This window comes from Caballeronia sp. GAWG2-1, from assembly GCF_023631405.1.
GTDB lineage: Bacteria > Pseudomonadota > Gammaproteobacteria > Burkholderiales > Burkholderiaceae > Caballeronia.
This window is the reverse complement of the sequence record NZ_JALQDD010000013.1, coordinates 62,635-83,527: the sequence shown is the minus strand read 5'-3', so window position 1 is coordinate 83,527 and position 20,893 is coordinate 62,635. Positions and strand designations below refer to the sequence as shown.

15 protein-coding genes and 1 tRNA gene are annotated in these 20,893 nt (G+C 57.9%); 15 read left to right on the top strand and 1 reads right to left on the bottom strand.

All coding sequences use genetic code 11. The annotated features are described in order from the left end of the window. Positions 1-6 precede the first annotated feature (6 nt). The 15 genes from tilS to NCR98_RS08645 all read left to right on the top strand — a co-directional run bounded on the left by tilS (position 7) and on the right by NCR98_RS08645 (position 18,841). Positions 7-1,431, top strand: coding sequence for a tRNA lysidine(34) synthetase TilS (gene tilS / locus NCR98_RS08715; protein ID WP_250525985.1), 1,425 nt, complete (start codon positions 7-9; stop codon positions 1,429-1,431). A gap of 445 nt (positions 1,432-1,876) precedes the next feature. Then, positions 1,877-3,127 carry an aspartate kinase gene (locus tag NCR98_RS08710; protein WP_244825543.1) on the top strand — a complete coding sequence of 417 codons (1,251 nt, stop codon included), beginning with the start codon at positions 1,877-1,879 and terminating at the stop codon, positions 3,125-3,127. 199 nt (positions 3,128-3,326) lie between these two features. Continuing rightward, positions 3,327-3,419 (top strand) — tRNA-Ser (locus NCR98_RS08705). Positions 3,420-4,409: 990 nt separating this feature from the next. Further along, positions 4,410-5,552 carry an MraY family glycosyltransferase gene (locus NCR98_RS08700; protein WP_250526097.1) on the top strand — a complete coding sequence of 381 codons (1,143 nt, stop codon included), beginning with the start codon at positions 4,410-4,412 and terminating at the stop codon, positions 5,550-5,552. A 111-nt stretch (positions 5,553-5,663) separates the two neighbouring features. Further along, a complete protein-coding gene (locus tag NCR98_RS08695; protein WP_250465163.1) occupies positions 5,664-6,821 on the top strand; it encodes a polysaccharide biosynthesis/export family protein in 1,158 nt (385 codons plus the stop codon). Between the two features lie 49 nt (positions 6,822-6,870). Then, complete coding sequence (locus NCR98_RS08690; protein WP_244825540.1) at positions 6,871-7,317, top strand: low molecular weight protein-tyrosine-phosphatase; 447 nt, start codon at positions 6,871-6,873, stop codon at positions 7,315-7,317. Further along, a complete protein-coding gene (locus tag NCR98_RS08685; RefSeq protein WP_250525984.1) occupies positions 7,314-9,551 on the top strand; it encodes a polysaccharide biosynthesis tyrosine autokinase in 2,238 nt (745 codons plus the stop codon). The genes NCR98_RS08690 and NCR98_RS08685 overlap by 4 nt, the downstream gene beginning before the upstream one ends. A 90-nt stretch (positions 9,552-9,641) precedes the next feature. Continuing rightward, complete coding sequence (tviB, locus tag NCR98_RS08680) at positions 9,642-10,910, top strand: Vi polysaccharide biosynthesis UDP-N-acetylglucosamine C-6 dehydrogenase TviB (RefSeq protein WP_250509216.1); 1,269 nt, start codon at positions 9,642-9,644, stop codon at positions 10,908-10,910. A gap of 11 nt (positions 10,911-10,921) precedes the next feature. Then, positions 10,922-11,998, top strand: a complete 1,077-nt coding sequence (locus NCR98_RS08675) for an SDR family oxidoreductase (RefSeq protein ID WP_250525983.1) — start codon at positions 10,922-10,924, stop codon at positions 11,996-11,998. Then, positions 11,995-13,170, top strand: a complete 1,176-nt coding sequence (locus NCR98_RS08670) for a glycosyltransferase (protein ID WP_250525982.1) — start codon at positions 11,995-11,997, stop codon at positions 13,168-13,170. The genes NCR98_RS08675 and NCR98_RS08670 overlap by 4 nt, the downstream gene beginning before the upstream one ends. Beyond that, complete coding sequence (gene murJ / locus NCR98_RS08665; RefSeq protein WP_250509213.1) at positions 13,167-14,537, top strand: murein biosynthesis integral membrane protein MurJ; 1,371 nt, start codon at positions 13,167-13,169, stop codon at positions 14,535-14,537. The genes NCR98_RS08670 and murJ overlap by 4 nt, the downstream gene beginning before the upstream one ends. A gap of 81 nt (positions 14,538-14,618) precedes the next feature. Then, the gene (locus NCR98_RS08660) at positions 14,619-15,518 is read left to right on the top strand and encodes a glycosyltransferase family 2 protein (RefSeq protein ID WP_250525981.1); all 900 of its coding nucleotides are present in this window, start codon (positions 14,619-14,621) and stop codon (positions 15,516-15,518) included. A 3-nt stretch (positions 15,519-15,521) separates the two neighbouring features. Beyond that, on the top strand, positions 15,522-16,661 hold the full coding sequence (locus NCR98_RS08655; protein WP_250525980.1) for a glycosyltransferase family 4 protein: 1,140 nt from the start codon (positions 15,522-15,524) through the stop codon (positions 16,659-16,661). Next, positions 16,658-17,689 (top strand): right-handed parallel beta-helix repeat-containing protein, encoded by a 1,032-nt coding sequence (locus NCR98_RS08650; RefSeq protein ID WP_250525979.1) that lies wholly within the window; start codon positions 16,658-16,660, stop codon positions 17,687-17,689. The genes NCR98_RS08655 and NCR98_RS08650 overlap by 4 nt, the downstream gene beginning before the upstream one ends. 78 nt (positions 17,690-17,767) lie before the next feature. Next, positions 17,768-18,841, top strand: coding sequence for an EpsG family protein (locus NCR98_RS08645; protein ID WP_250525978.1), 1,074 nt, complete (start codon positions 17,768-17,770; stop codon positions 18,839-18,841). Positions 18,842-18,847: 6 nt separating this feature from the next. On the opposite strand, the gene NCR98_RS08640 is transcribed toward NCR98_RS08645, so the two are convergent. Continuing rightward, positions 18,848-20,050, bottom strand: coding sequence for a glycosyltransferase family 4 protein (locus tag NCR98_RS08640; RefSeq protein ID WP_250525977.1), 1,203 nt, complete (start codon positions 20,048-20,050; stop codon positions 18,848-18,850). Positions 20,051-20,893 lie beyond the last annotated feature (843 nt).

Here is a 20,893-nt window from a genome sequence, read left to right as displayed (position 1 = left end):
TTCCTCATGGCGAACTTCGACACTGAAACCCCGGCCGGCCGCCTCGTTATCGAGGCGTTGCGCGGCGCTTTGTCGGAGGCGGCGCTGCCCGCCGACTCGCTGCTGGCCGTCGCGCTCAGCGGCGGTCTCGACTCCACGGTTCTTCTCGATGCCGCCGTGCGCTGCTTCGGCGCATCGCGCGTGATCGCGTTGCATATCCATCACGGCCTGAGTCCTAACGCGGATGCGTGGGTATCGCATTGCGAGGCGCTGGCTGCCTCGCTCGATGTACGTTATGCGTCGCGTCATGTCGATGTCGTCCGCATGGGCGGCGAGAGTCTCGAAGCCGCCGCGCGCGATGCGCGTTATCGCGCGCTCGACGATCTCTGCGACGAGCAAGGCGCGGCGGCGCTTCTGATCGCGCATCACGCCGACGATCAGGCCGAAACCGTGCTGCTGCAATTGCTGCGCGGCGCGGGCGTCGCGGGCCTCGCGGCGATGGCGCCGCAGCGTCTTCACGCAAGCGAGGTGCTGCGTCTGCGTCCGTTGTTGCGGCTGCTGCGCGCGCAACTCGAGCAATACGCGCATGAGCGCGACCTGAGCTGGATCGAGGACGAATCCAACGCCGACACGCGTTATGCGCGCAACGCGCTGCGGCATGACGTGCTGCCGGTGCTCGCCGTGCATTTCCCCGGCTTTCGCGATGCGCTCGCGCGCACGGCGTCGCATGCCGCTTCGGCGCAACGCTTGCTCGACGAGCTGGCGGGCATCGACATGAAAAAGGCGCGGCACGCGGAAGAAGGCGCGCTCGCGCTCGATGCGCTGCTCGCACTCGACGACGAACGCGCGACCAATCTGCTGCGTTATTGGATGCGAGATCGCGGCTTGCAGGCGGCATCCACCGCGCGTGTCGCGGACATTCTGCGTCAACTGCACGCAGCCGCCGACGCGCGCGACGGGCACGCGCTTCGTATCGATCATGTGGGACACGCGCTGCGGGTTTATCGCAATGCGTTGTTCTGGGAGAAGGCCGACAGCGCCGATGCACCCGATCTCGACGACGGTCCGAGTCAAGCGAGAGCGTTGGTCGAACTGCGCTGGCAGGGCGAGGAAGTCTGGCGCTTGCCGCAGTGGCGCGGGTCGCTGGTGTTCGAGCCTGCCGCCGAACCGGGCGATGACGTCATCGCCGAAAGCGTGTTGCGCGCCGCGCCGTTGAGCGCGCGTTCACGCGCGGGCGGCGAGCGTTTGCGCGTTGCATCCGATGCACCTAGCCGCACGCTCAAGAATCTCTTCCAGGAGCGCGGCGTGCCAGCGTGGAAGCGCGATGTGCCGCTCATCTTCATCGGCGCGTTGCTGATGTTCGTGCCGCTCGTCGGCGTGAATCGCGAAGTCGAAAACGCGAAGGGGCCGTGGCGGCGGTTGGTCTGGCGGCCGGATTTGTTGATCGCCTGAGGGCTGCGGTGTCCGGCTGGCAACGAGTTTCCAGTACAGGAGGGCAGCAACTTGCGCATGCCTCTTTTCGGGATGGTCCGCCGCAAACCCGTTAAAATAGACGCCCAGCCGCTTCATCTTGTAATTTCGGCTTCGATCCGGTACCGTAGCTCGTTTGTCCGCTTGGCGTTTTGCTCGTCATCTCCGTCCAAAAGACGTGATATTCAACGTTAAATCGCCAGCCATCGCGCGAATCGCTGCGTACCAACCGCGCGACTTTCATGCGCGATTGGCTAACGCAACTGCTGCCTGGTATTGCAATCCGGTACCCCAAGCACGCGGCGGCATATGCGCCAACGCGTCGCGTCGCCAGCTTCAAATCATCCCCGAAGTGATCGGCCACAACGCTTAAAGCGCATTGCAACGAGCGCATGAAGCGCGGTTTTCCTTCCAGTTCAAAACGACAATGGCACTCATCGTACACAAATACGGCGGTACTTCGATGGGCTCGGTCGAGCGCATCAAGAACGTCGCCAAGCGCGTCGCCAAATGGCACAAGGCAGGCCACAAGCTGGTCGTCGTGCCCTCGGCGATGTCCGGCGAAACCAACCGCCTGCTCGGCCTTGCGAAAGACATCACGCCCAATCCGGACCCGCGCGAACTCGACATGATCGCCTCCACCGGCGAACAGGTCAGCGTGGGCTTGCTCGCCATCGCGCTGCACGCCGAAGGCCTCGAAGCCGTGAGCTACGCCGGCTGGCAAGTGCCGATCAAGACGGACAGCGCGTTCACCAAGGCGCGCATCAGCGAAATCGACGGCGAGCGCGTGCTCAAGGATCTCGATGCGGGCAAGGTCGTGGTGATCACGGGCTTCCAGGGCGTCGATCCGGAAGGTCACATTGCCACGCTCGGGCGCGGCGGCTCGGACACCTCGGCGGTCGCGATCGCCGCGGCGCTCAAGGCCGACGAGTGCCTGATCTATACCGATGTCGACGGCGTCTATACGACCGATCCGCGCGTCGTCGAAGAAGCGCGCCGGCTCGACCGCGTGACTTTCGAAGAGATGCTGGAGATGGCGAGCCTGGGCTCGAAGGTGCTGCAGATCCGTTCGGTGGAATTTGCCGGCAAGTATCAGGTGAAGACGCGTGTGCTTTCGAGCCTGACCGACCCGCTTATGCCGCTCGAAAAGGAAATGCACTCGGGCACCCTGATTACTTTTGAAGAAGACGAGAACATGGAAAAAGCAGTGATTTCTGGCATCGCGTTTCAGCGCGACGAAGCGCGCATCGCCGTGATGGGCGTGCCGGACAAGCCGGGCGTCGCGTATCAAATTCTCGGACCGGTCGCCGATGCGAACATCGACATCGACATGATCATTCAGAACCAGAGCGTGAACGGCAAGACTGACTTCACGTTCACGGTGGGCCGCGGCGACTATCAGCGCGCGCTCGAGATCCTGAATGGCCAAGTGAAGGGCCACGTGCAGGCCGAGACCGTGCTGGGCGACCCGAAGGTGTCGAAAGTGTCGGTGGTGGGTGTCGGCATGCGTTCGCACGTGGGTATCGCGAGCACCATGTTCCGCACGTTGTCGGAAGAGGGCATCAACATCCAGATGATCTCGACTTCCGAAATCAAGATCTCCGTGCTGATCGACGAGAAGTACACCGAACTCGCGGTGCGCGCGCTGCATAAGGCGTTCGAGCTCGATCGCGCTTGAGTGTTGCTTGAGTCTTGTTTGAGTGTGGCGTTGAGCGTTGCGACGGGTTCGAGGGCTCATGCACTGTTGCGGTTCGCGTAAGCCATGAGCCGATGCGTAATCGATTGGAAAAAATCGTTATGCGAATTTGACCGGCGCGAGCGAACACGCTATTATCTCGATCTCGTTGCACTGCACTCCCGGTGCGACGAACAGTTTGGGAGACGTGGCCGAGTGGTCGAAGGCACTCCCCTGCTAAGGGAGCATCTGGCTAAAAACTGGATCGAGGGTTCGAATCCCTCCGTCTCCGCCAGTAGTAGTAGAAAAGCCCCGCAAGGTTAAAAACTTGCGGGGCTTTTTGTTTTTGGGCGGTGATCGGGCCCGGTCGCGTGAGATTCAACTTGGCTTGCGTGGATAAGTTCTAGCAGCCATGCATGGCGATTCGCTGTGTCGCTTGCCAGAGCAGTGCTCGCGCGGAACTGTCTCCCTCTTTTTCAGGCGCGGCGTTGCCTGCGTCTTGAATTCGAGCAATCGCGCGTCTGGCATGAGGGGATCGCGATGCCAAACATCGAAAACGCGCACACGCACCAGTCGATCCGCACGTTGATCGCAGTATGTTCCGGCGGCGCTATCGGAATCCTTAGCCGCCGCGCACGAACAGTAAGCGCGCGAAACGTTCGCCGCGCAGAACTCCAACCTCTAAAACGCGTGAAGCCGGAACTCTCATCCGGATCGAGCCATCTCGCTTTCTTTCGCACGTCTCTCCGAAAATCGATGGTTATCCCTCGATACAAACGGAATTATCCTAACGGTTTACACATTTTGTCTCGGAATTTCTTGGAAGACTAAGACATGTCTGTAAAAGAGCTTACGCGTACGTCGATTAAGCCTAAGAATGCGATGAAATTGCACAGTTTATGTCCTGATCGCTGCCAGACTTTTTACAACTGCTAGTACACTTGCTCGTTGTTAGCATTTACATCAAAGCCCGTGAATTTTAGTAACGGCGATTTGGCAGCCGCCACCCTATGATTCATCCTCTTAAGACATTTCCCAATAACGCTTGCGGCTCGTCCGTTGATATAAATTCAAAGGCCGTTACTGGAAATGGCGGAGCGCCTTGAAAGGTCAGCGTGAAACAAAGTGCTTTAGAAGTTGATAGGTCATTAGGGCCTGAAAGCGGTGATAATGAAAACATTAACAAGCGGACTGTCTCGCATGTTTAGCAGGAAAGAAGAAGCCAATATTCACGCTTATTTTGATCTTGCGCAGAAAGGCTTTCGATTTTTAGGTTGAGGACTTGGTGGTGATTTCGATGTTGGTTGTGTTGATCGCGCTTCTGGTCTCCTTTGTTTCGGTACTGTTCATTGTTCGCTTCGAGCGCTGGCATGGTTCCTTCTCAATGGACCGCGATCTGAATGGGATTCAAAAAGTCCATGCGGTTGCGGTGCCACGAATCGGTGGCGCGGGCGTCATCGTCGCAGTCGCTGCTTCGTTACTCTTGAATGCCTTTCTGAATCCTTCGCGTAACAGTAGCGAAGCTCTAATTTTGCTTGGCTGTTCCTTGCCTGCGTTCCTGTCAGGTTTCGCGGAGGATCTGACCAAAAAAATCAGCCCGAGAACGCGTTTGATCGCGTCCATGATTGCGGCACTGCTTGCTTGCTTCGCGCTGCGGGCGGTGGTTACACGGGTGAACTTTTCTTATGTCGATGCAGTGCTTGTTTTCTCGCCCATCGCGATTGCTCTGACAGTATTTTCAGTATCTGGCGTGGTGCATGCGATTAACATCATCGATGGTTTGAATGGGCTTGCATCCGTTGTTGCGATCATCATTTTGGCGTCGATCGGCCTAGTGGCGTTTCATGTGGGCGACTCGACAATTGTTATTGTCTCGTTGACGCTGATTGGTGCGATTACCGGTTTTCTTGCCTGGAATTTTCCGATCTCTCGAGTCTTTCTCGGAGACGGCGGCGCGTACTTCATCGGTTTTCTAATCGCCGAGTTGCTGATCTTGCTCACGATGCGCAATCCCAGCATTTCGCCGCTTTACGCAATACTGGTAACGATCTACCCAGTCTTCGAAACCGTCTTCTCGATCTACCGAAGAAAACTCGTGCGCGGTTTGCCTGCCGGTGCGCCTGATGCGGTTCATTTGCATACACTGGTTTATCGTCGCGTGCTTGGCGGAGAATTGAATCGATGCGATTCACGCGCCTTAAGTCTCAGAAATTCCCGGACATCTCCTTATCTGTGGACGCTGACGCTTTGCGCGGTCGTTCCGGCAACCTTGTTTTCAGAATCTCCAGTTCTTCTCGGCGCGTCGGCACTCCTCTTTATTGCCACCTATGTCTGGTTGTATGCCGCAATCGTGAGATTTCACGTGCCGGCTTGGCTTCGGCCAGCGCCTGTCAAGGAGCAACCTATTGTCGTGCACGCTGAACAATAAAACCGTCTCTGTTTTAACCCTGAAATTTTGATTGAGAACACGGACTAAGGCCGACGCCGATTCAGCGTCAAGCCAGTGTTTGAACCGAATTGAATTGAACACCCGCAAGCAATGGTTGATTTGAAATTTTCCGGCCGTCTCAAGTTGGCTCTCGCTATCGCAATGCTGCCCGCCCTGCTTGGCGCATGCGCGCTTGCCCCCGGCATGCGACTCGATCCCAAAGCACCAGTCGACTCTTCCGACCCAGCCTCAACACCCGACATCGCGACCATCACGCCGCAACTGGTCAGGCAGCAAAAGGCTGAGCGCGATGCCACGTCCCAAGGCGATTATCGCCAGCTCATCGGCTATCCCAATCATTACGTCATCGGGCCGGCCGATGTGCTTTCCATCATCGTTTGGGATCACCCCGAACTGGTCGTTCCAAATCTGACCTACAGCATCGGCGATACAGCCGGCACGCTGCCCAATGGGCCGGGTCTCAGCACACAGACGGTCCCCGGCTTCGTCGTCGGGGATAACGGCGACATTCAGTTTCCATATGTTGGAAAAGTGAAGGCTTCTGGCGGAACCGTCGCTCAATTACAAGCGACGTTGAAGCGCCTTCTCACGCCTTATCTGAGAAATCCGCAACTGACGGTAAGCGTAGTCGCCTATCGCAGTCAGCGCGTGTTCGTGGAGGGCCAAGTCAATCAGCCTGGCATCAAGCCGATCACGAATGTCCCGATGTCCCTGTCGGAAGCGCTCAGCGAGGCCAATGGCGTCACCGCCGGCGTGGGCGACACGAGCCGGATTCAGATCTTGCGTAACGGCCGGACCTTCCAGATTAGCTTGCCGCAACTCGCGGAACAGAAACTCGATGCATCGATGATCTTCCTGAAAGACCGCGATGTCGTCCGTGTCTTGCCGCAGACCTATAACCAGGTGTTCGTCACCGGCGAAGTAATGCGCCCGATGACGCTGTCGATGCACGACGGTCGGCTTACCTTGAATGACGCACTGGCCTCGGCTGCCGGCGTGAATCCTTCGACGGCCGAAGCGGCAGGAGTTTACGTCGTACGTCCGACCGAAGACCCGGCCGCGCCGCAGGTCTTTCATCTCGACAGCACGTCGCCGGTGGCACTGGCGCTCGCGGAGCACTTCGAGCTGCAGCCAAAGGATGTCGTCTATGTGGACGCCACTGGTCTTGCTCGCTGGAACCGCATTGTCAATCTGCTCTTGCCGAGCGCGCAAGGCGCGAACATCGGGCGCCAGGTCGCGGGCTATTGATCATGTCCTCACGCACGACTCGCATGAACGATCGCACAGGAGTCTCGGGATGATCGACTCCGTTCTCCTCGTGTGCGAGGGAAATATCTGCCGCAGTCCGATGGCAGCGGGTTGGTTGCAGTCGAAAGTGCCGTCGCTGGAAGTCTGGTCCGCCGGAATCAGCGCGCTTGCCGGACAGCCGGCTGATCCATACGCACAAGGCGTGATGAAGGATCACGGCATCGACATCTCGTCTCATCGTGGCGCGCAGTTGAGCGGCTTCGACTGCAAGCGCGCCGAGTTGATCCTCGTAATGCAGGAGCAGCAAAAGCGCTATCTGGAAAAGCGATATCCGTTTGTAAAAGGTCGCGTCTTCAGGCTAGGTCAATTCAGTGACTTTGAAGTACCGGACCCATACCGAAAAGAACGGAATGTTTTCGAAGACTGTTTTGACTTGATCGAAAGAGGACTTTCGGACTGGGTCGGGCGAATTGAATCAACGCGTTGGAAGTTATGAGACAAGAGAATCTACCGGTTATGTTGCATGGCGAGAGCAGCGATCAACTAAGTATCGTCGAGTTGCTGGACGCCCTGTTGGATCACAGAAAGCTGATTGCCATTGTCGCTGCGCTATTCGTGATCGTCGGCGCAATGTATGCGTTTCTCGCGACGCCGGTTTATAGCTCACGCATTCTGGTAGCCGTCGAAGATTCTTCCGATGCGGCCAGCGCTAAGAACCTACTTAGCGATGTTTCCGCCATGTTCGATGTCAAATCGTCAGCGGATGGCGAAATCCAGATTCTCGGTTCGCGGCTCGTCGCGTCCGGAACGGTCGACGCGCTGAAACTTAATGTCGAAGCGAAGCCACGCTATTTTCCCGTGTTCGGTAAATGGATGGCATCTCACAACGACGGACTGTCGAATCCTGGGGTATTCGGTTGGGGCGGTTTCGATTGGGGCAGCGAATCGATCGAGCTTGCCGCCTTCGAGGTTCCCCGCAAGCTTCAGGGACGTAGCTACGACCTGACAGTGCTAAAGGACAGCCGGTACAGCCTGAGCGGTTACGGACTGGAATCTCCAGTGACGGGTTCTATCGGCACCGAAGAGAAGTTCAACTCGAGCTTCGGCGCGCTCACCCTGAAGGTCACCAAGCTGTCCGGAAGACCGGGCGCCAGCTTCGTCCTGAAATCTCGTTCGAGCCAACTCACGACCGATGACCTCATCAAGTCGCTGCAAATCATCGAGCAGGGCAAGCACTCGGGCGTGATTTCCGCGACGCTCGAAAGCACGGACCCCGTGCTTCTGAGCGACACGCTGAATGAACTCGGCCGCCAATACGTCAAGCAGAATGCCGACCGCAAAGCGGCTCAAGCGGAACATTCCATCTCGTTCCTCGACGCTCAGCTTCCCGTCATGAAGCAGCAACTCGAAGACGCTGAAGCGAAGTTGAGCGAATATCAAAACAGTCACACGATCGTGGACTTGTCCGAGGCCGGCAAGGTCAGCTTGCAGCAATCGGCCGACGCGGAAACACGCCTCATCGCGATGAAGCAAAAGCGCCAGGACTTGGCGACGCGTTTCGGTCCGATGCATCCGTCGTTGCTGGCTATCGACGAACAAATTGCGACGAACCAGAAGCAGATCGATAGCATCGCCGCGCAGATTCGCCAGATGCCGCTGACCGAGCAGGACATGCTCAAGCTTCAGCGGGATGTGCGTGTTTCGACGGACCTGTATGTCGCCATGCGCAGCAACGTCGAGCAGTTGCGTCTGGTGAAGGCGGGCAAGATCGGCAATGTGCGGATCGTCGATACCGCCGATATTCCCGAGCGCCCGGTCAAGCCGCGCAAGCTGATCGTCATGGCCGCAGCGGCGATCGCCGGTCTGTTCCTCGGAACCTTACTCGCTCTCATGAAGGACCGCTTGTTCACGGGCGTCACCGATCCGATCTCGCTGGAAGAGCACACCGGTCTCAGCGTCTACGCCACGATTCCCGTTAGCGACAAGCAGGCCGAACTCATCCGTAACCTGCGAAGCGACGGTTCGCGCCCGCTGGTGCTCGCGAATCTGTATCCGAACGATCCAGCCGTGGAGAGCCTGCGCAGTCTTCGGACCGCGTTCAAGTTCGTCGCATCGGGTGGAAAAAATAACGTCGTGTTGATCGCGGGTCCGACACCGGGAATCGGCAAGTCGTTCGTGTCCGTCAACTTCGCGACGGTGCTGGCGTCGAGCGGCGCCCGCGTGTTGCTCATCGATGCGGACATGCGCAAGGGTTATCTCAACCGGTACTTCGGTCTGGGGCGCGATGCCGGGCTGTCCGACGCGATATCCGAAGCCAGGTCGGTCGATTCTGTCGTGCATCGGGACGTTCTTCCCAATCTCGATTTCGTCTCGTCGGGCAATTATCCGCAGAACCCTGCGGAAGTGCTCTCGCATAAAAACTGGGGCGATTTCATTTCGGCAGCATCCCGTGCCTATGACGTCGTCATCGTCGACGCGCCGCCAGTACTCGTCGTTTCCGACGCGGAAACCATCGTTGGCTCGGCGGGCAGCGTCTTCCTCGTCACGCGCTCTGGCGTGACCCGCGGCGGAGAGGTCAGCGAATCCATCAAGCGTCTGACGCAGACCGGCACGCAAGTCACCGGCTTGCTGTTCAACGCAATCAAGCCGCGCGGAAGAATCTATGGCTACGGCGGCCGATACCAAAGCTATCGCTATACCGGAGACGGTTACTACCAGGACCGCTCCTGATCGCAGCACTCGCTAAAAGCACGCCGTGACGAATTCGGCGTCGATGTTTCAAGCAAAGCATCGAGAAACACTGAAGGTTGGTTAAACGAAATGTTAGAAAATCTCCGTATTGCAATCATCGGTCTGGGCTATGTAGGTTTGCCTCTTGCCGTCGAGTTTGGTCGCGGGCGTCCCGTAGTCGGCTTCGATATCAACACGACGCGTATCGATGCGCTGAAGCAGGGTATCGATTCGACGCTCGAAGTAAGTACCGAGGAACTCGCCCGCGCAAGTCAGCTTAGTTTCAGCGCCGATGCGGCGGATCTTGCCAAGTGCAACTTCTTCATCGTCACGGTGCCGACGCCAATCGACGCGTACAACCGGCCCGACCTCGGCGCGCTCATTTCGGCAAGCCAGACCGTCGGCAAGGTGCTGAAGAAAAACGACATCGTCGTGTTCGAATCGACGGTCTATCCGGGCGCCACCGAAGAAGTCTGCGTGCCCGTGCTCGAGCGCGTCTCTGGTCTCAAGATGAACGTCGACTTCTTCGTCGGCTACAGTCCCGAGCGCATCAATCCCGGCGACAAGACGCATCGCGTAGTGGACATTCGCAAGGTGACGTCCGGTTCGACGCCGCAAACCGCGCGCAAGGTCGATGCCGTTTATCGCGAGATCATCACGGCGGGAACGCACATGGCGGAGAGCATCCGCGTGGCCGAAGCCGCGAAGGTCATCGAAAACACGCAGCGTGACGTGAATATCGCGTTGATCAACGAACTCGCGATCATCTTCAATCGCATGAATATCGATACCGAGTCCGTGCTGCGCGCGGCGGGTACGAAGTGGAACTTCCTGCCGTTCAAGCCGGGTCTGGTCGGTGGTCACTGCATCGGCGTCGATCCTTACTATCTGACGCATAAGGCCGAAGAGATCGGATATCACCCGGAGATCATTCTCGCGGGTCGTCGCCTCAACGACAACATGGGGCAGTATGTCGTCGCGCAACTCGTCAAGGCGCTGGCGCAGAAGCGCATTGCTATCGCCGATGCGCGCGTGCTCATTCTCGGTCTCACGTTCAAGGAAAACTGCCCGGATATTCGCAACACGCGTGTCATCGACATCGTCAGCGAGCTTGCAGAGTATCAGGCGCATGTCGATGTCTGCGATCCGTGGGCGCTTGTGCACGAGGTCAAGGACGAATACGGCATCGATCTCGTCGAGTCGCCTGAGGCGGGTGCTTATGACGCGATCGTTATCGCGGTCGCTCACGAGCAGTTCGTCACGCTCGGAAAGGGCATGCGCGATTTCGGCAAGAAGGAGCACCTTCTTTATGACCTCAAATATGTCTTGCCGGCCGATGGTTCGGATCTGCGCCTGTAAGGATACTCACGATGAATCGCTATCAGGTTATCTGCGAAGCGTTGCGAGCGAATCCAGTGCGATGGCTGGTCACGGGCGCGGCGGGATTCATCGGTTCGAATCTCGTCGAGACGCTGCTCAGGCTGAATCAGGAAGTCGTCGGGCTCGATAACTTCGCGACCGGTCATCGGCGCAATCTCGACGAAGTGGCGACCTCGGTGTTGCCGGAGCAATGGTCACGCTTCACGCTGATAGAAGGCGATATCCGCAATGCGCGAGATTGCGAGACCGCTGTCGCTGGCGTGAAGCATGTGCTGCATCAGGCCGCCTTGGGATCGGTGCCGCGTTCGCTGAACGATCCGGTCGCGACCGATCAGGTGAACATCGGTGGCTTCCTCAACATGCTGGTCGCCGCGCGCGATGCAGGCGTATCCAGCTTCACCTACGCGGCGTCCAGTTCGACATACGGCGATCATCCGGTGCTTCCCAAAGAGGAAGCGAATATCGGACGTCCGCTTTCGCCTTACGCCGTCACGAAGTATGTGAATGAGCTCTATGCAGAAGTCTTCGCGCGCTGCTACGGCTTCAAGGCGACGGGCTTGCGCTACTTCAACGTCTTTGGCAAACGCCAGGACCCGAACGGCGCGTATGCGGCGGTCATTCCGCGCTGGATCGCCACGATGATGAGCGGCGAAGACGTGCAGATCAATGGCGACGGCGAGACGAGCCGCGACTTCTGCTTCGTCGATAACGCGGTACAGGTCAATCTGCTCGCAGCAACGGCGAGCGATGATGTGCGCGGACAGGTCTTCAACGTCGCACTCGGAGACCGCACGACGTTGAACGAGTTGTTCGGCTTGCTGCGTGACACGCTTGGAGAATACGGCATTCGATACGATCGGCCGCCGACATACCGCGCGTTTCGCGCAGGGGACGTACGTCATTCGCAGGCCAGTATAGAGAAGGCGAAGTCGATGCTTGGATATGCCGACGGCGTGCGGCTCGACGAAGGCATTCGGACCGCCGTGCCGTGGTATATCGCGTCGACGAAGACGCAGCGAGACCACGTCCAATCTTCCGATGCGAGCAACGGTAATACATCGCGATGAAGGTTCTGCATATCATCAGCAGCCTCGATCGCGGTGGTGCCGAGGCGGTGTTGTTCCAGGTTGTGTCGCACGGGCGCACGAGCGGCATCGAGCATCGCGTGGTCTGTATGCGCGGAGAAGGGTACTACACGGCGAAGTTGCTCGAACAAGGCATCGAAGTCGAAGCGCTGAATTGTTCGAGAGGCCGAATCACGCCGCGCGCGTTGCTTCGTCTCTGGTCGGTCATGTGCGCGTTCGGCCCGGACGTCGTGCAGACCTGGATGTATCACGCTGATCTCATCGGCGGCGTGCTTGCCTATCTGACGCGCTTCAAGCCGATTTGCTGGGCGGTTCACCACGCGAATCTCGACTCCGACAAAAACACACGCATGACGGTCCGGATCGCGAAGATGTGCGGATTGCTCTCGCGCTTCGTGCCGGACCGCATCGTGTGCTGCTCGAAACGAGGCCAGGCCGCGCATCAACAGATCGGCTATGACGGCAGCAAGTTCTCGTGGATCCCGAACGGCTACGACATCGAACGCTTCTCGCCGGATCCTCATGTGAGGGCCGCGCAACGACAGCTCTGGCAAGTCTCGGACGATATACCGCTTATCGGATGCGTCGCGCGTTGGAATCCTCAGAAAGACCATCCGAACCTGTTTCGCGCCGCAGCGATGCTCGCCGATAATGGCGTCGCTTTCAAGCTGGTGCTCGTCGGCGCCGACATGACATCCGCGAACGCCGATCTTCTCGCATCGCTCGATGCTGTCGGTTTGCGCGAACGCGTGCTTCTGGCGGGACCGTCGGACGATATCCCAGGCGTCATGAACGCGCTCGATATCCACGTGCTGCCGAGCGCTGGCGAAGCGTTCCCGAACGTGGTCGCCGAGGCGATGGCTTGCGGCACGTTGAGCGTGAATACCGATGTAGGCGACGTTGCCACGATAGTCGGTAGCGAAGGATGGGTCGTCCCGCCTGGTCATTCGGTCGCGCTTTCAAAGGCGCTTGGTGCAGCAATTGCAATGAACCGCACGACTGAAGGTAAAGCGCGCAGGGAACGCGCGCGCACTCGCATTGTGAGTAACTTCGGTCTCGAGCGGATGCAGCAAGCGTATGAGTCGACCTGGCGCGAAGTCGCCGCGCGCGCGGGCAAGGTCGTTCCGCGGCATCGCAGAGAGAAGCGGACATGAGCTTCGGACTGGCATCCAAGCTTCGGGCCAAGCTTGCGAACGCGCATCCGGATCATCGCAGGATAGCGAAGGGCGCCGCATGGGTGTCACTCTTCGTGCTGATGGGCAAGAGTGCCGGCGCCTTCAAGGAAATGGCGATCGCGTATCGCTATGGCGTGAGCGGTATCGTCGATGCCTACCAGTTGTCCTTCACGCTCGCCACATGGATACCTTCCATGCTCGTCACGGTGCTCAGTACCGTGCTGATTCCCGTGCTCGTGCGCATGCGCAACGACGACACCGACACGCTCGCCAACTTCATCGGCGAATTGCGTGGCTTGGCGTGGCTCGTCGGTCTTGCCATCGCCAACGTGCTCGTTTTCGCATCGCCCGTGGTGATCGCCTATGTGGGTGGACCGCTGCCGGAGCATACGAGATCGCTCGCGATGCAATTTATCGTCGGCATGTCGCCGCTCGTGCCGCTTACCTTGCTCATGTGTATCGATGCCGCGCGCTTGCAGGCACGCGAGCGGCATATCAACACGTTGCTCGAAGCCGTGCCGGCTGCAGTGCTCTTTTTGGTGGTGATCCTCAGTACCGGTTCGTCGATCAAGCCGCTTTACATGGCGGTTACGCTCGGACTCGCGCTGCAAGTCTATTTGTTGTCGATGTTCGCAAGGCGTGCGGATAAGGTCCGCGCTCCCATTCGCTTCGGATTCAGTTCGCCGCAGTGGCGGGCCATGGCGCATTCGATCGGCGTCATGCTCATCAGTCAGGCCATCCTTGCTTGTATCGTGCCTATCGATCAATACATGGCGACCCGTGAAGGCGCTGGAGCGGTCGCCACGCTTGGTTATGCCAATCGGCTGATTGCGTTGCTGATGGGTCTCGGTGCATCGGCAATCGGAAGGGCGACGTTGCCCGTGTTGACGCAGACTATCCGTAATGGCGAACGCGAGCGCGCTCGATCCATGGCGATCAAATGGGCCTACGTCATGTTCGGAATCGGCGCCGTGGCGGCATGTGTCGCTTCGTTCGCCGCGCCTTTGATCGTGCGTGTGCTGTTTCAACGAGGCGCCTTCACGGCGGTCGATACTGAACATGTCGCGGTCTTGCTTCGCTGGTTCACGCTGCAATTAGCGCCAGCATTTGCCACATTAGTGTTGATGCAGATGGCAGCCAGCGAAGGGCGCTATCGGTCGATCGCGTTCATCACATGCGCAGGCTTCGTCGCCAAGGTCGCGGCCAACTTCGCCTTCACACCAATGCTCGGTTTGGCCGCGCTTCCTGTAGGCACTGCTGTCATGGCCGGCGTCGTGTTCGTTCTCTATCTTTTCTCCATCCACGAGAACGAGGAAGAGGACATGGAGCAAGAGCATGGAGCCTGATTTCTCGCCGATGCCTTGTCTGACGCGATCGCCGACTTGGAATCGCCTCACCCGCATGCCACGCAGTGTCAAGTTTTCTCGATGACGTTCATCTCTGTTATTACCGCCAGCTATAACCGTGCGGCTCAGTTGCCAAGCTTGTTCGCCAGCCTCGAAAAGCAAAGCGACAGAGATTTCGAATGGATAGTCGTCGATGATGGCAGCGTCGACAACACGCGCGCGCTTTGCGAGCGCTGGGCTGACCAGGTCGATTGGCCGCTGCGCTACATTCAGAAACCGAACGGCGGGAAGCATACCGCGCTGAATCGGGGCTTCGCACTTGCGAAGGGCGAATTGATCATCACGGTCGATAGCGATGACACGCTCACGCTCGATGCCATCGCGACGATTCGCGAAAACTGGTCGTCGTGTCGAACCATTCCCGACGTATGCGGCATGAGCTTTCTGAGACTGCGCGCGGATGGACGCGTGATCGGTGACCGTTTCGAGCCGGACCGCGAGTTGGCGACATACATCGATATGCGCATCAATCGCGGCGTGCGTGGCGACAAGGCCGAAGTCTGGCGCGCAGACATCTTGAAGCAGTTTCCCTTTCCGGAAGTCGAAGGCGAGCGCTTCATGATGGAGTCCGCCGTATGGGGAATGATCGGGCGGCGGTATCGGATGCTGCACGTGAACATCGGCTTCTATGTTTGCGAGTATCTGTCCGATGGTCTGACGCGAGGCGGCGCGGCGCTGACGGTCCTGTGCCCGGTCGGGTCCGCACACGGCATTCGCTGGGCAATCGCGCCGCCGGTCAACATGCGCACGCGGATCGTGATGACGTGGCGGCTCATTGCTTACGAGTTTTTGGCGCGACGTTCCGTGTACCAGATCGCGATGGCGTCCGGGCATCGCTTGCAGGTGCTGTTGAATCTGCCATTCGGATCAGCGCTTTATTTGTACTGGCGGTTCAAGTTTCGACGTGAGTTAGGTCGGTAGGTCATGAAAAAAGTCGTTCTCTTTGCCAATACGGATTGGTACCTTTTCAATTTTCGTTTGTCGCTCGCGAAGTATCTTCGGGACAATGGCTGGTCGGTGTTGCTCATGTCGCCGCCGGGGCCTTATGTCGCGGAGTTAGAGGACGCCGGGTTCCGCTGGCTTCCCGTGCCGATGCAACGACGCAGTCTGAACCCCTTGCGGGAACTCTTGCTGGTCTTGCATCTATGCCGCCTGTTCCGCAAAGAGCGGCCGGATGTCGTGCATGGCTTCACCATTAAATGCGCGGTGTACGGTTCGCTTGCGGCGCGTCTCGCGCGCGTCAGGCAGCGCGTCAACGCTGTGGCGGGTCTCGGCTTCGTGTTTACGAACGATTCGCTGAAGGCGCGCGTCTTGCGGCCGTTAGTCAGAACATTGATGCGCGCGACGTTGAATGGCCGCGGCGCATCGCTGATTCTCCAGAATCCGGACGATGTCGCGATGTTCATCAACGCCGGGATCGTCGACAAGTCTTGCATCCACCTCATTCCCGGATCGGGCGTGAACGTACAGAAGTTCGCCCAACGCGCGAAGGACACGAGCGGCACGCCACGACCGATTCGCGTTTTGCTGGCTGCGCGCCTGCTGTGGGACAAAGGCATCGCGGAATACGTGGAAGCGGCGCGCGCGCTGCGAAACAGCCAGCGCTCGTTCGAATTCCTGCTCGCCGGCGATCCCGACGAGGGCAATCCTGCTTCGGTGCCGACAAAAACGGTTGAGGCCTGGGTCGAGGAGGGCACGCTGACTTGGCTCGGTCATGTCGGTGACATGCCGGCGTTGCTACGCGACATCGACATCATGGTGTTGCCCAGTTATAGAGAAGGATTGCCAAAGGCGATGATCGAAGCCGCAGCATGCGGCATCGCGCTGGTGACGACGGACGCGCCGGGTTGTCGCGAGGTCGTGAGTCAAGATGGCGTCGATGGCTTGCGCGTTCTGGTGAAGGACGGCGTCGCGCTGACAGATGCAATCGCGCGTCTGCATGACGACCCGGTGTTGCGCGAAACGATCGGTGCCAATGCGCGCGTTCGCGCGCTCGCAGAGTTCGACGAAAGGATCGTGATCGAGCGGACCGTTGCGGTGTATGGAACAACGCAGAACGCTTGAGAACGATCATGATAAGCAGAAGAGTTGCGCTCAAAGTCATAGCGTCGATGCCTCTGGCGCATGGGCTTGCGTGTCGGTCGGCGGCGGCTAAGATATCGAATGAAGACGACGTCGTGCATGCGAGTGTCTTCGGCGTCGTGAGCGATGGCGTGAGCAATGACACGTCGCGTCTTCAAGATGCGATCGATCGCTCAGTTGGCAAGACGTTACTCATTGGCGGACAGTGCCGCATCGACACGCAAGGACTGAGTCTGCGGAGCGGCTCGCGCGTTCGCTTCGAACCGGGCGCCTCGATCAAGTTGCTTGCGCATGACACGCCTTCGTATCAAATGTTGCGCATGTGGGACGTGATCGACGTTGTGCTGGATAACGCGACACTGGACGGCAGTCGTGAGTTGAATTCGGCGCAGCCCAAAACGCATTCGGAAGGCTACGGCATGGGCATTTCGATAGCAGGTAGTTCAAAAATCACAATCAAATCGGCAACTACGGTGGGTTGCTGGGGCGACGGCATATACCTGGCGAACAGTTATCAGCCGACCAGCATGCCGCCTCAGGATATTCACGTGATCGACCATCACGCGAATAACTGTCGTCGACAGGGAATATCCATCATTAGCGGAAGGAACGTTTTCATTGAAGGCGGTCTGTGGGAGAACATCGGTGGAACGGCGCCGTCGGCGGGTCTGGATATCGAGCCCAATTCGAATCGTGACGTGCTGGAGAACATCAGGATCGTCAATCCTGTCACGCGAAACTGCAAGATCGGCATCCTCGTCTATCTCTTGAAGATTGCCGGTGTCGAGTCCAAGGACGTGCAGATCGATATCAGCGGTCAGCGCGATGAATCCGCGAAGATCGCCGCCTTTAGCGTTTCAGGTCTCGATACCAAAGGTTCAATTGTGAAAGGACGAATCGTCAATCGATCGGCGACCTGGATCAAGCCAAAGCTTCTTTCCGTCGAAAGCCACGATTACGACAAGCGCGGACCGCAGATCGTAGTAACGGACTTGAAGACTATTCGATAATCGGCGCACTTCGCCGACGACAACCTCGCAAGGCAGCAAGCCGGCGCCGAGCGCATTATCCGACCTAAAAGAATTTCGATGAAAGCCAGAATGACTCAAGCGCCGAGTCCAGCAGTTCCCCGTCGCAAAACTCAGGCGCGAGCCTACCTGAATACTCCTGGCGGCTGGCTATTCATCCTGATAGCGATTCTGTTGCTGGTGGTGGTTGCGGTAGGTGATCGTACGATGCTGCTCGATCAGGACAATTACCTGGAGTACTTCAGCCAGACAACGTGGGACTGGTTCGTCAATCTTTATCAGACACGCACTTCAACGCTCAGTTTTGTCATCAGCACGGTGACGGAGGAATTCGGCTGGCGTACCTGGTTGATCGTATTGAATGCGTTCGGCGTAACACCCGATATTGGTGTAAGAGTGACCGTCGTATTGGCGAACGCACTTGTCATTGCGGCGCTTTTAGAAGTCCGGCGACCGCTACTAGGGCTGCTTCTTTGGGCGGTCGTTCCGGTAGCCTTGGCTACGGTCGGACTGTTTCAAATCCGTCAAGGTTTGGCATTCGGCATAGCGATGCTTATCACGCTGCGCTATCAGCGGCCCGTCCTCGGATGGGTGCTCGCGAGCTTCGTTCATACGACCTTCGCGATACCCGCGTTGCTATTGCTCTCCATTCGAGCGTGCGGAGATCGAAAATGGCGAGCGTTGATCGTTTCGAGTTTGACGGCGTTCGTACTCGCCGCCGCGGCGGGCTATCTTTTCAATAATTTCGGCGGCAGGCGAGTCGAGGAATATGCGGACTACCAGGACGATTTCACTATCCGGCTGCTCATCCTGTTGATCGTCTATGCAACGGCTTCTGTCATTGTGCTTTATACGCAATGGAAAGAGAAGGGCACAGCGAAGGACAAGGTATGGACGGAGCTATGCACGATGCACGTTGCGCTCATGGCTTATTTGGTCTTTGCGTATGTGCTGTTTCCGTTCGGGAAGGGACGCGTGTGGTATTGCATAGCGTTACTGCTGCCGTACGTGATTTCGCAAATTCGATTCAGGAACGCGTTCGTGATATGGTGGACTGCGCTGATTCTTCTAGCCCTGTCGGCAGATGCCCTCAAGAATTATCAGGCTGATGTCTACAGCTATTTTCTTCATTAGGCGATATCAACGGCGCGTCGAGTCGTAGGCGCCTTGCGATTCGTGTGAGTCGTAATCTGTCATGTCGTTTTCATGGATGGGTCGGCGCGCCGCGGCATCGTCGGTGTCCACGCCAACGCGCGTGAACAACTCGTCCCACACGCGAAGAATCGTATTCGTTGAATATCGCTCGCGAACGGACTTTGCACCTTTGCGACTCAGTTCGGCACGCAGCGTGTCATCGGTGAGCATCCTTTGAATTGCAGCGGCTAACGCTTGCGGATTGGCGACTGGCACAAGCAGCGCGTCCTGCCCGTCGCGCGTGATGTAGCGCGGACCACTGAGACAATCGACAGCTACGGCGGGAACGCCTAAAGCCATACTCTCGGCGAGCGCGAGGCCGAATCCTTCGAAGCGGGATGACATGACGAATGCCTGCGAGCGCAGAATCTCCGTCCATGGATTTTCGGTGACACCCGGAAGAAAGATGCGCTGGGTCATACCTTGCCTTTCGATCTCCGCTTCGAGCGATGCGCGTTCGGCGCCTTCACCCCATATCCACAGATCCCATTCTGGGCACGCATTCGCAATGGACGAGAATGCGTCGATCAAAAGGCGATAGTTCTTTTGCGGATGCAATCGTCCGAGCGAAACGAGGCGCATGTGCGCGCCGGTTTCGATAGACGGCGCCGACTGCTGGAATAATTCGTCAGGCAGCGGATTTGGGACGACAGCAATATGTCGCATGCCGGGCACCATTGTCTTGAACGGCGCGACGACATTTTCGGTGAGCACCGTTATCGCGCTGGCATGCGGGTAAGTCAGACGAGTAAGCAGTTTCCATAACGCGGATCGTCCGTCGCGAGATGGATCGTTATGCTCACAAGCGATAACCGGAATGCCCAAGCCTAATGTTGCAAGAATTGCGGCTACGTTGACATTGGTTAAAAAGGAAATCACGACGTCGGGACGGTTCTCCCGGATGAGCGAGCGCAAAGCCCGCTGCCGCTGAACGAAGCTCGATAACTTGCCGCCTTGACTCCCTGCACGGTCAGTCAGATAGATGAAGCGAACGTTCTCGGAGATCTTGTAAAAGCAATCACCCTTACCGCTATATGTAGCGATCAGCGTGACATCGTCACCGCGCTCACTCCAGGCATTCACGAGCGTGGCCGCGACCCTTTCCGCGCCGCCGCTTCCCATGGAACTCACCAATAGCGTGATTTTCATTTAAGTGATGCTCCAATTGGATGAGCTAACGAGGGGATGTCGCACTGTTGACGATCAGAGAAGTGACGAGTCTTTAAGGACGCTGCGAGTTTGACCACGGGACATCAAGACGATCGCATAGGTATGCAGTCTGAAGTCACGCTTGTGGGCTATGTAATCGCGTTCGCGTAATGGCGGATGGTTTCGCACGATGAACGACACGAGCGAGCCAAGTTGAAGAAAATCGGCTCTGACGAAAACGACGCGTTCGAAAGCTAAAGAAGACTAACGATCTTATCATCGGAGCGAGTCTATCGATGTCTTTTGGAATGCAACTTTGTGGAGATGGCGTGCTCAGGGTCCGAGCTTAGAAACTTTGCGGAGCACGCCAGCCATGTCTCGGACGTGCCACGCGTCACACACCGACCGAATGGCAGATTGCAATATCAGGATGGTTCAGGAGAAACTCTCTGCCCGGTCGAGGTCTTCCACACGCAATAAAGAACGAGCGACGCACGATCATGTACGAGAGTCGGCTCCCATCTTCGATGGTTCAAACGGCTGGCGTGCAAAAATAGCGAATACTTACTCGAACCATTCAAAAAAACAGGCAGTGTCTGGAGGCGACGAAGTTGATCGTGAATGTGATTTTTAACGTGCTTGGAACGGCGGCGCTGATCGTCGTTTTGCTTTTGGGAAGTATCGCAATTTGGGACATTCTGCGCGGGAAGTAGGCGGCAAGTTCACTCATCCGCCGGTACTACCATCAATCGCCGCCACTTTCCCATGAGGCGTGCCGGTCTCATCGGCGTCATCGGCCAGGCAACACATGACGCATGTCACACCCTACGCCGCCGAGCCCAA

Bases quoted from the DNA above. Each gene is read 5' to 3' on its own strand.
- NCR98_RS08670 (WP_250525982.1), top strand. From the start codon at position 11,995: ATGAAGGTTCTGCATATCATCAGCAGCCTCGATCGCGGTGGTGCCGAG.
- tilS (WP_250525985.1), top strand. From the start codon at position 7: ATGGCGAACTTCGACACTGAAACCCCGGCCGGCCGCCTCGTTATCGAG.
- NCR98_RS08710 (WP_244825543.1), top strand. From the start codon at position 1,877: ATGGCACTCATCGTACACAAATACGGCGGTACTTCGATGGGCTCGGTC.
- NCR98_RS08675 (WP_250525983.1), top strand. From the start codon at position 10,922: ATGAATCGCTATCAGGTTATCTGCGAAGCGTTGCGAGCGAATCCAGTG.
- NCR98_RS08660 (WP_250525981.1), top strand. From the start codon at position 14,619: ATGACGTTCATCTCTGTTATTACCGCCAGCTATAACCGTGCGGCTCAG.
- NCR98_RS08695 (WP_250465163.1), top strand. From the start codon at position 5,664: ATGGTTGATTTGAAATTTTCCGGCCGTCTCAAGTTGGCTCTCGCTATC.
- NCR98_RS08655 (WP_250525980.1), top strand. From the start codon at position 15,522: ATGAAAAAAGTCGTTCTCTTTGCCAATACGGATTGGTACCTTTTCAAT.
- murJ (WP_250509213.1), top strand. From the start codon at position 13,167: ATGAGCTTCGGACTGGCATCCAAGCTTCGGGCCAAGCTTGCGAACGCG.
- NCR98_RS08645 (WP_250525978.1), top strand. From the start codon at position 17,768: ATGAAAGCCAGAATGACTCAAGCGCCGAGTCCAGCAGTTCCCCGTCGC.
- tviB (WP_250509216.1), top strand. From the start codon at position 9,642: ATGTTAGAAAATCTCCGTATTGCAATCATCGGTCTGGGCTATGTAGGT.
- NCR98_RS08690 (WP_244825540.1), top strand. From the start codon at position 6,871: ATGATCGACTCCGTTCTCCTCGTGTGCGAGGGAAATATCTGCCGCAGT.
- NCR98_RS08640 (WP_250525977.1), bottom strand. From the start codon at position 20,050: ATGAAAATCACGCTATTGGTGAGTTCCATGGGAAGCGGCGGCGCGGAA.
- NCR98_RS08685 (WP_250525984.1), top strand. From the start codon at position 7,314: ATGAGACAAGAGAATCTACCGGTTATGTTGCATGGCGAGAGCAGCGAT.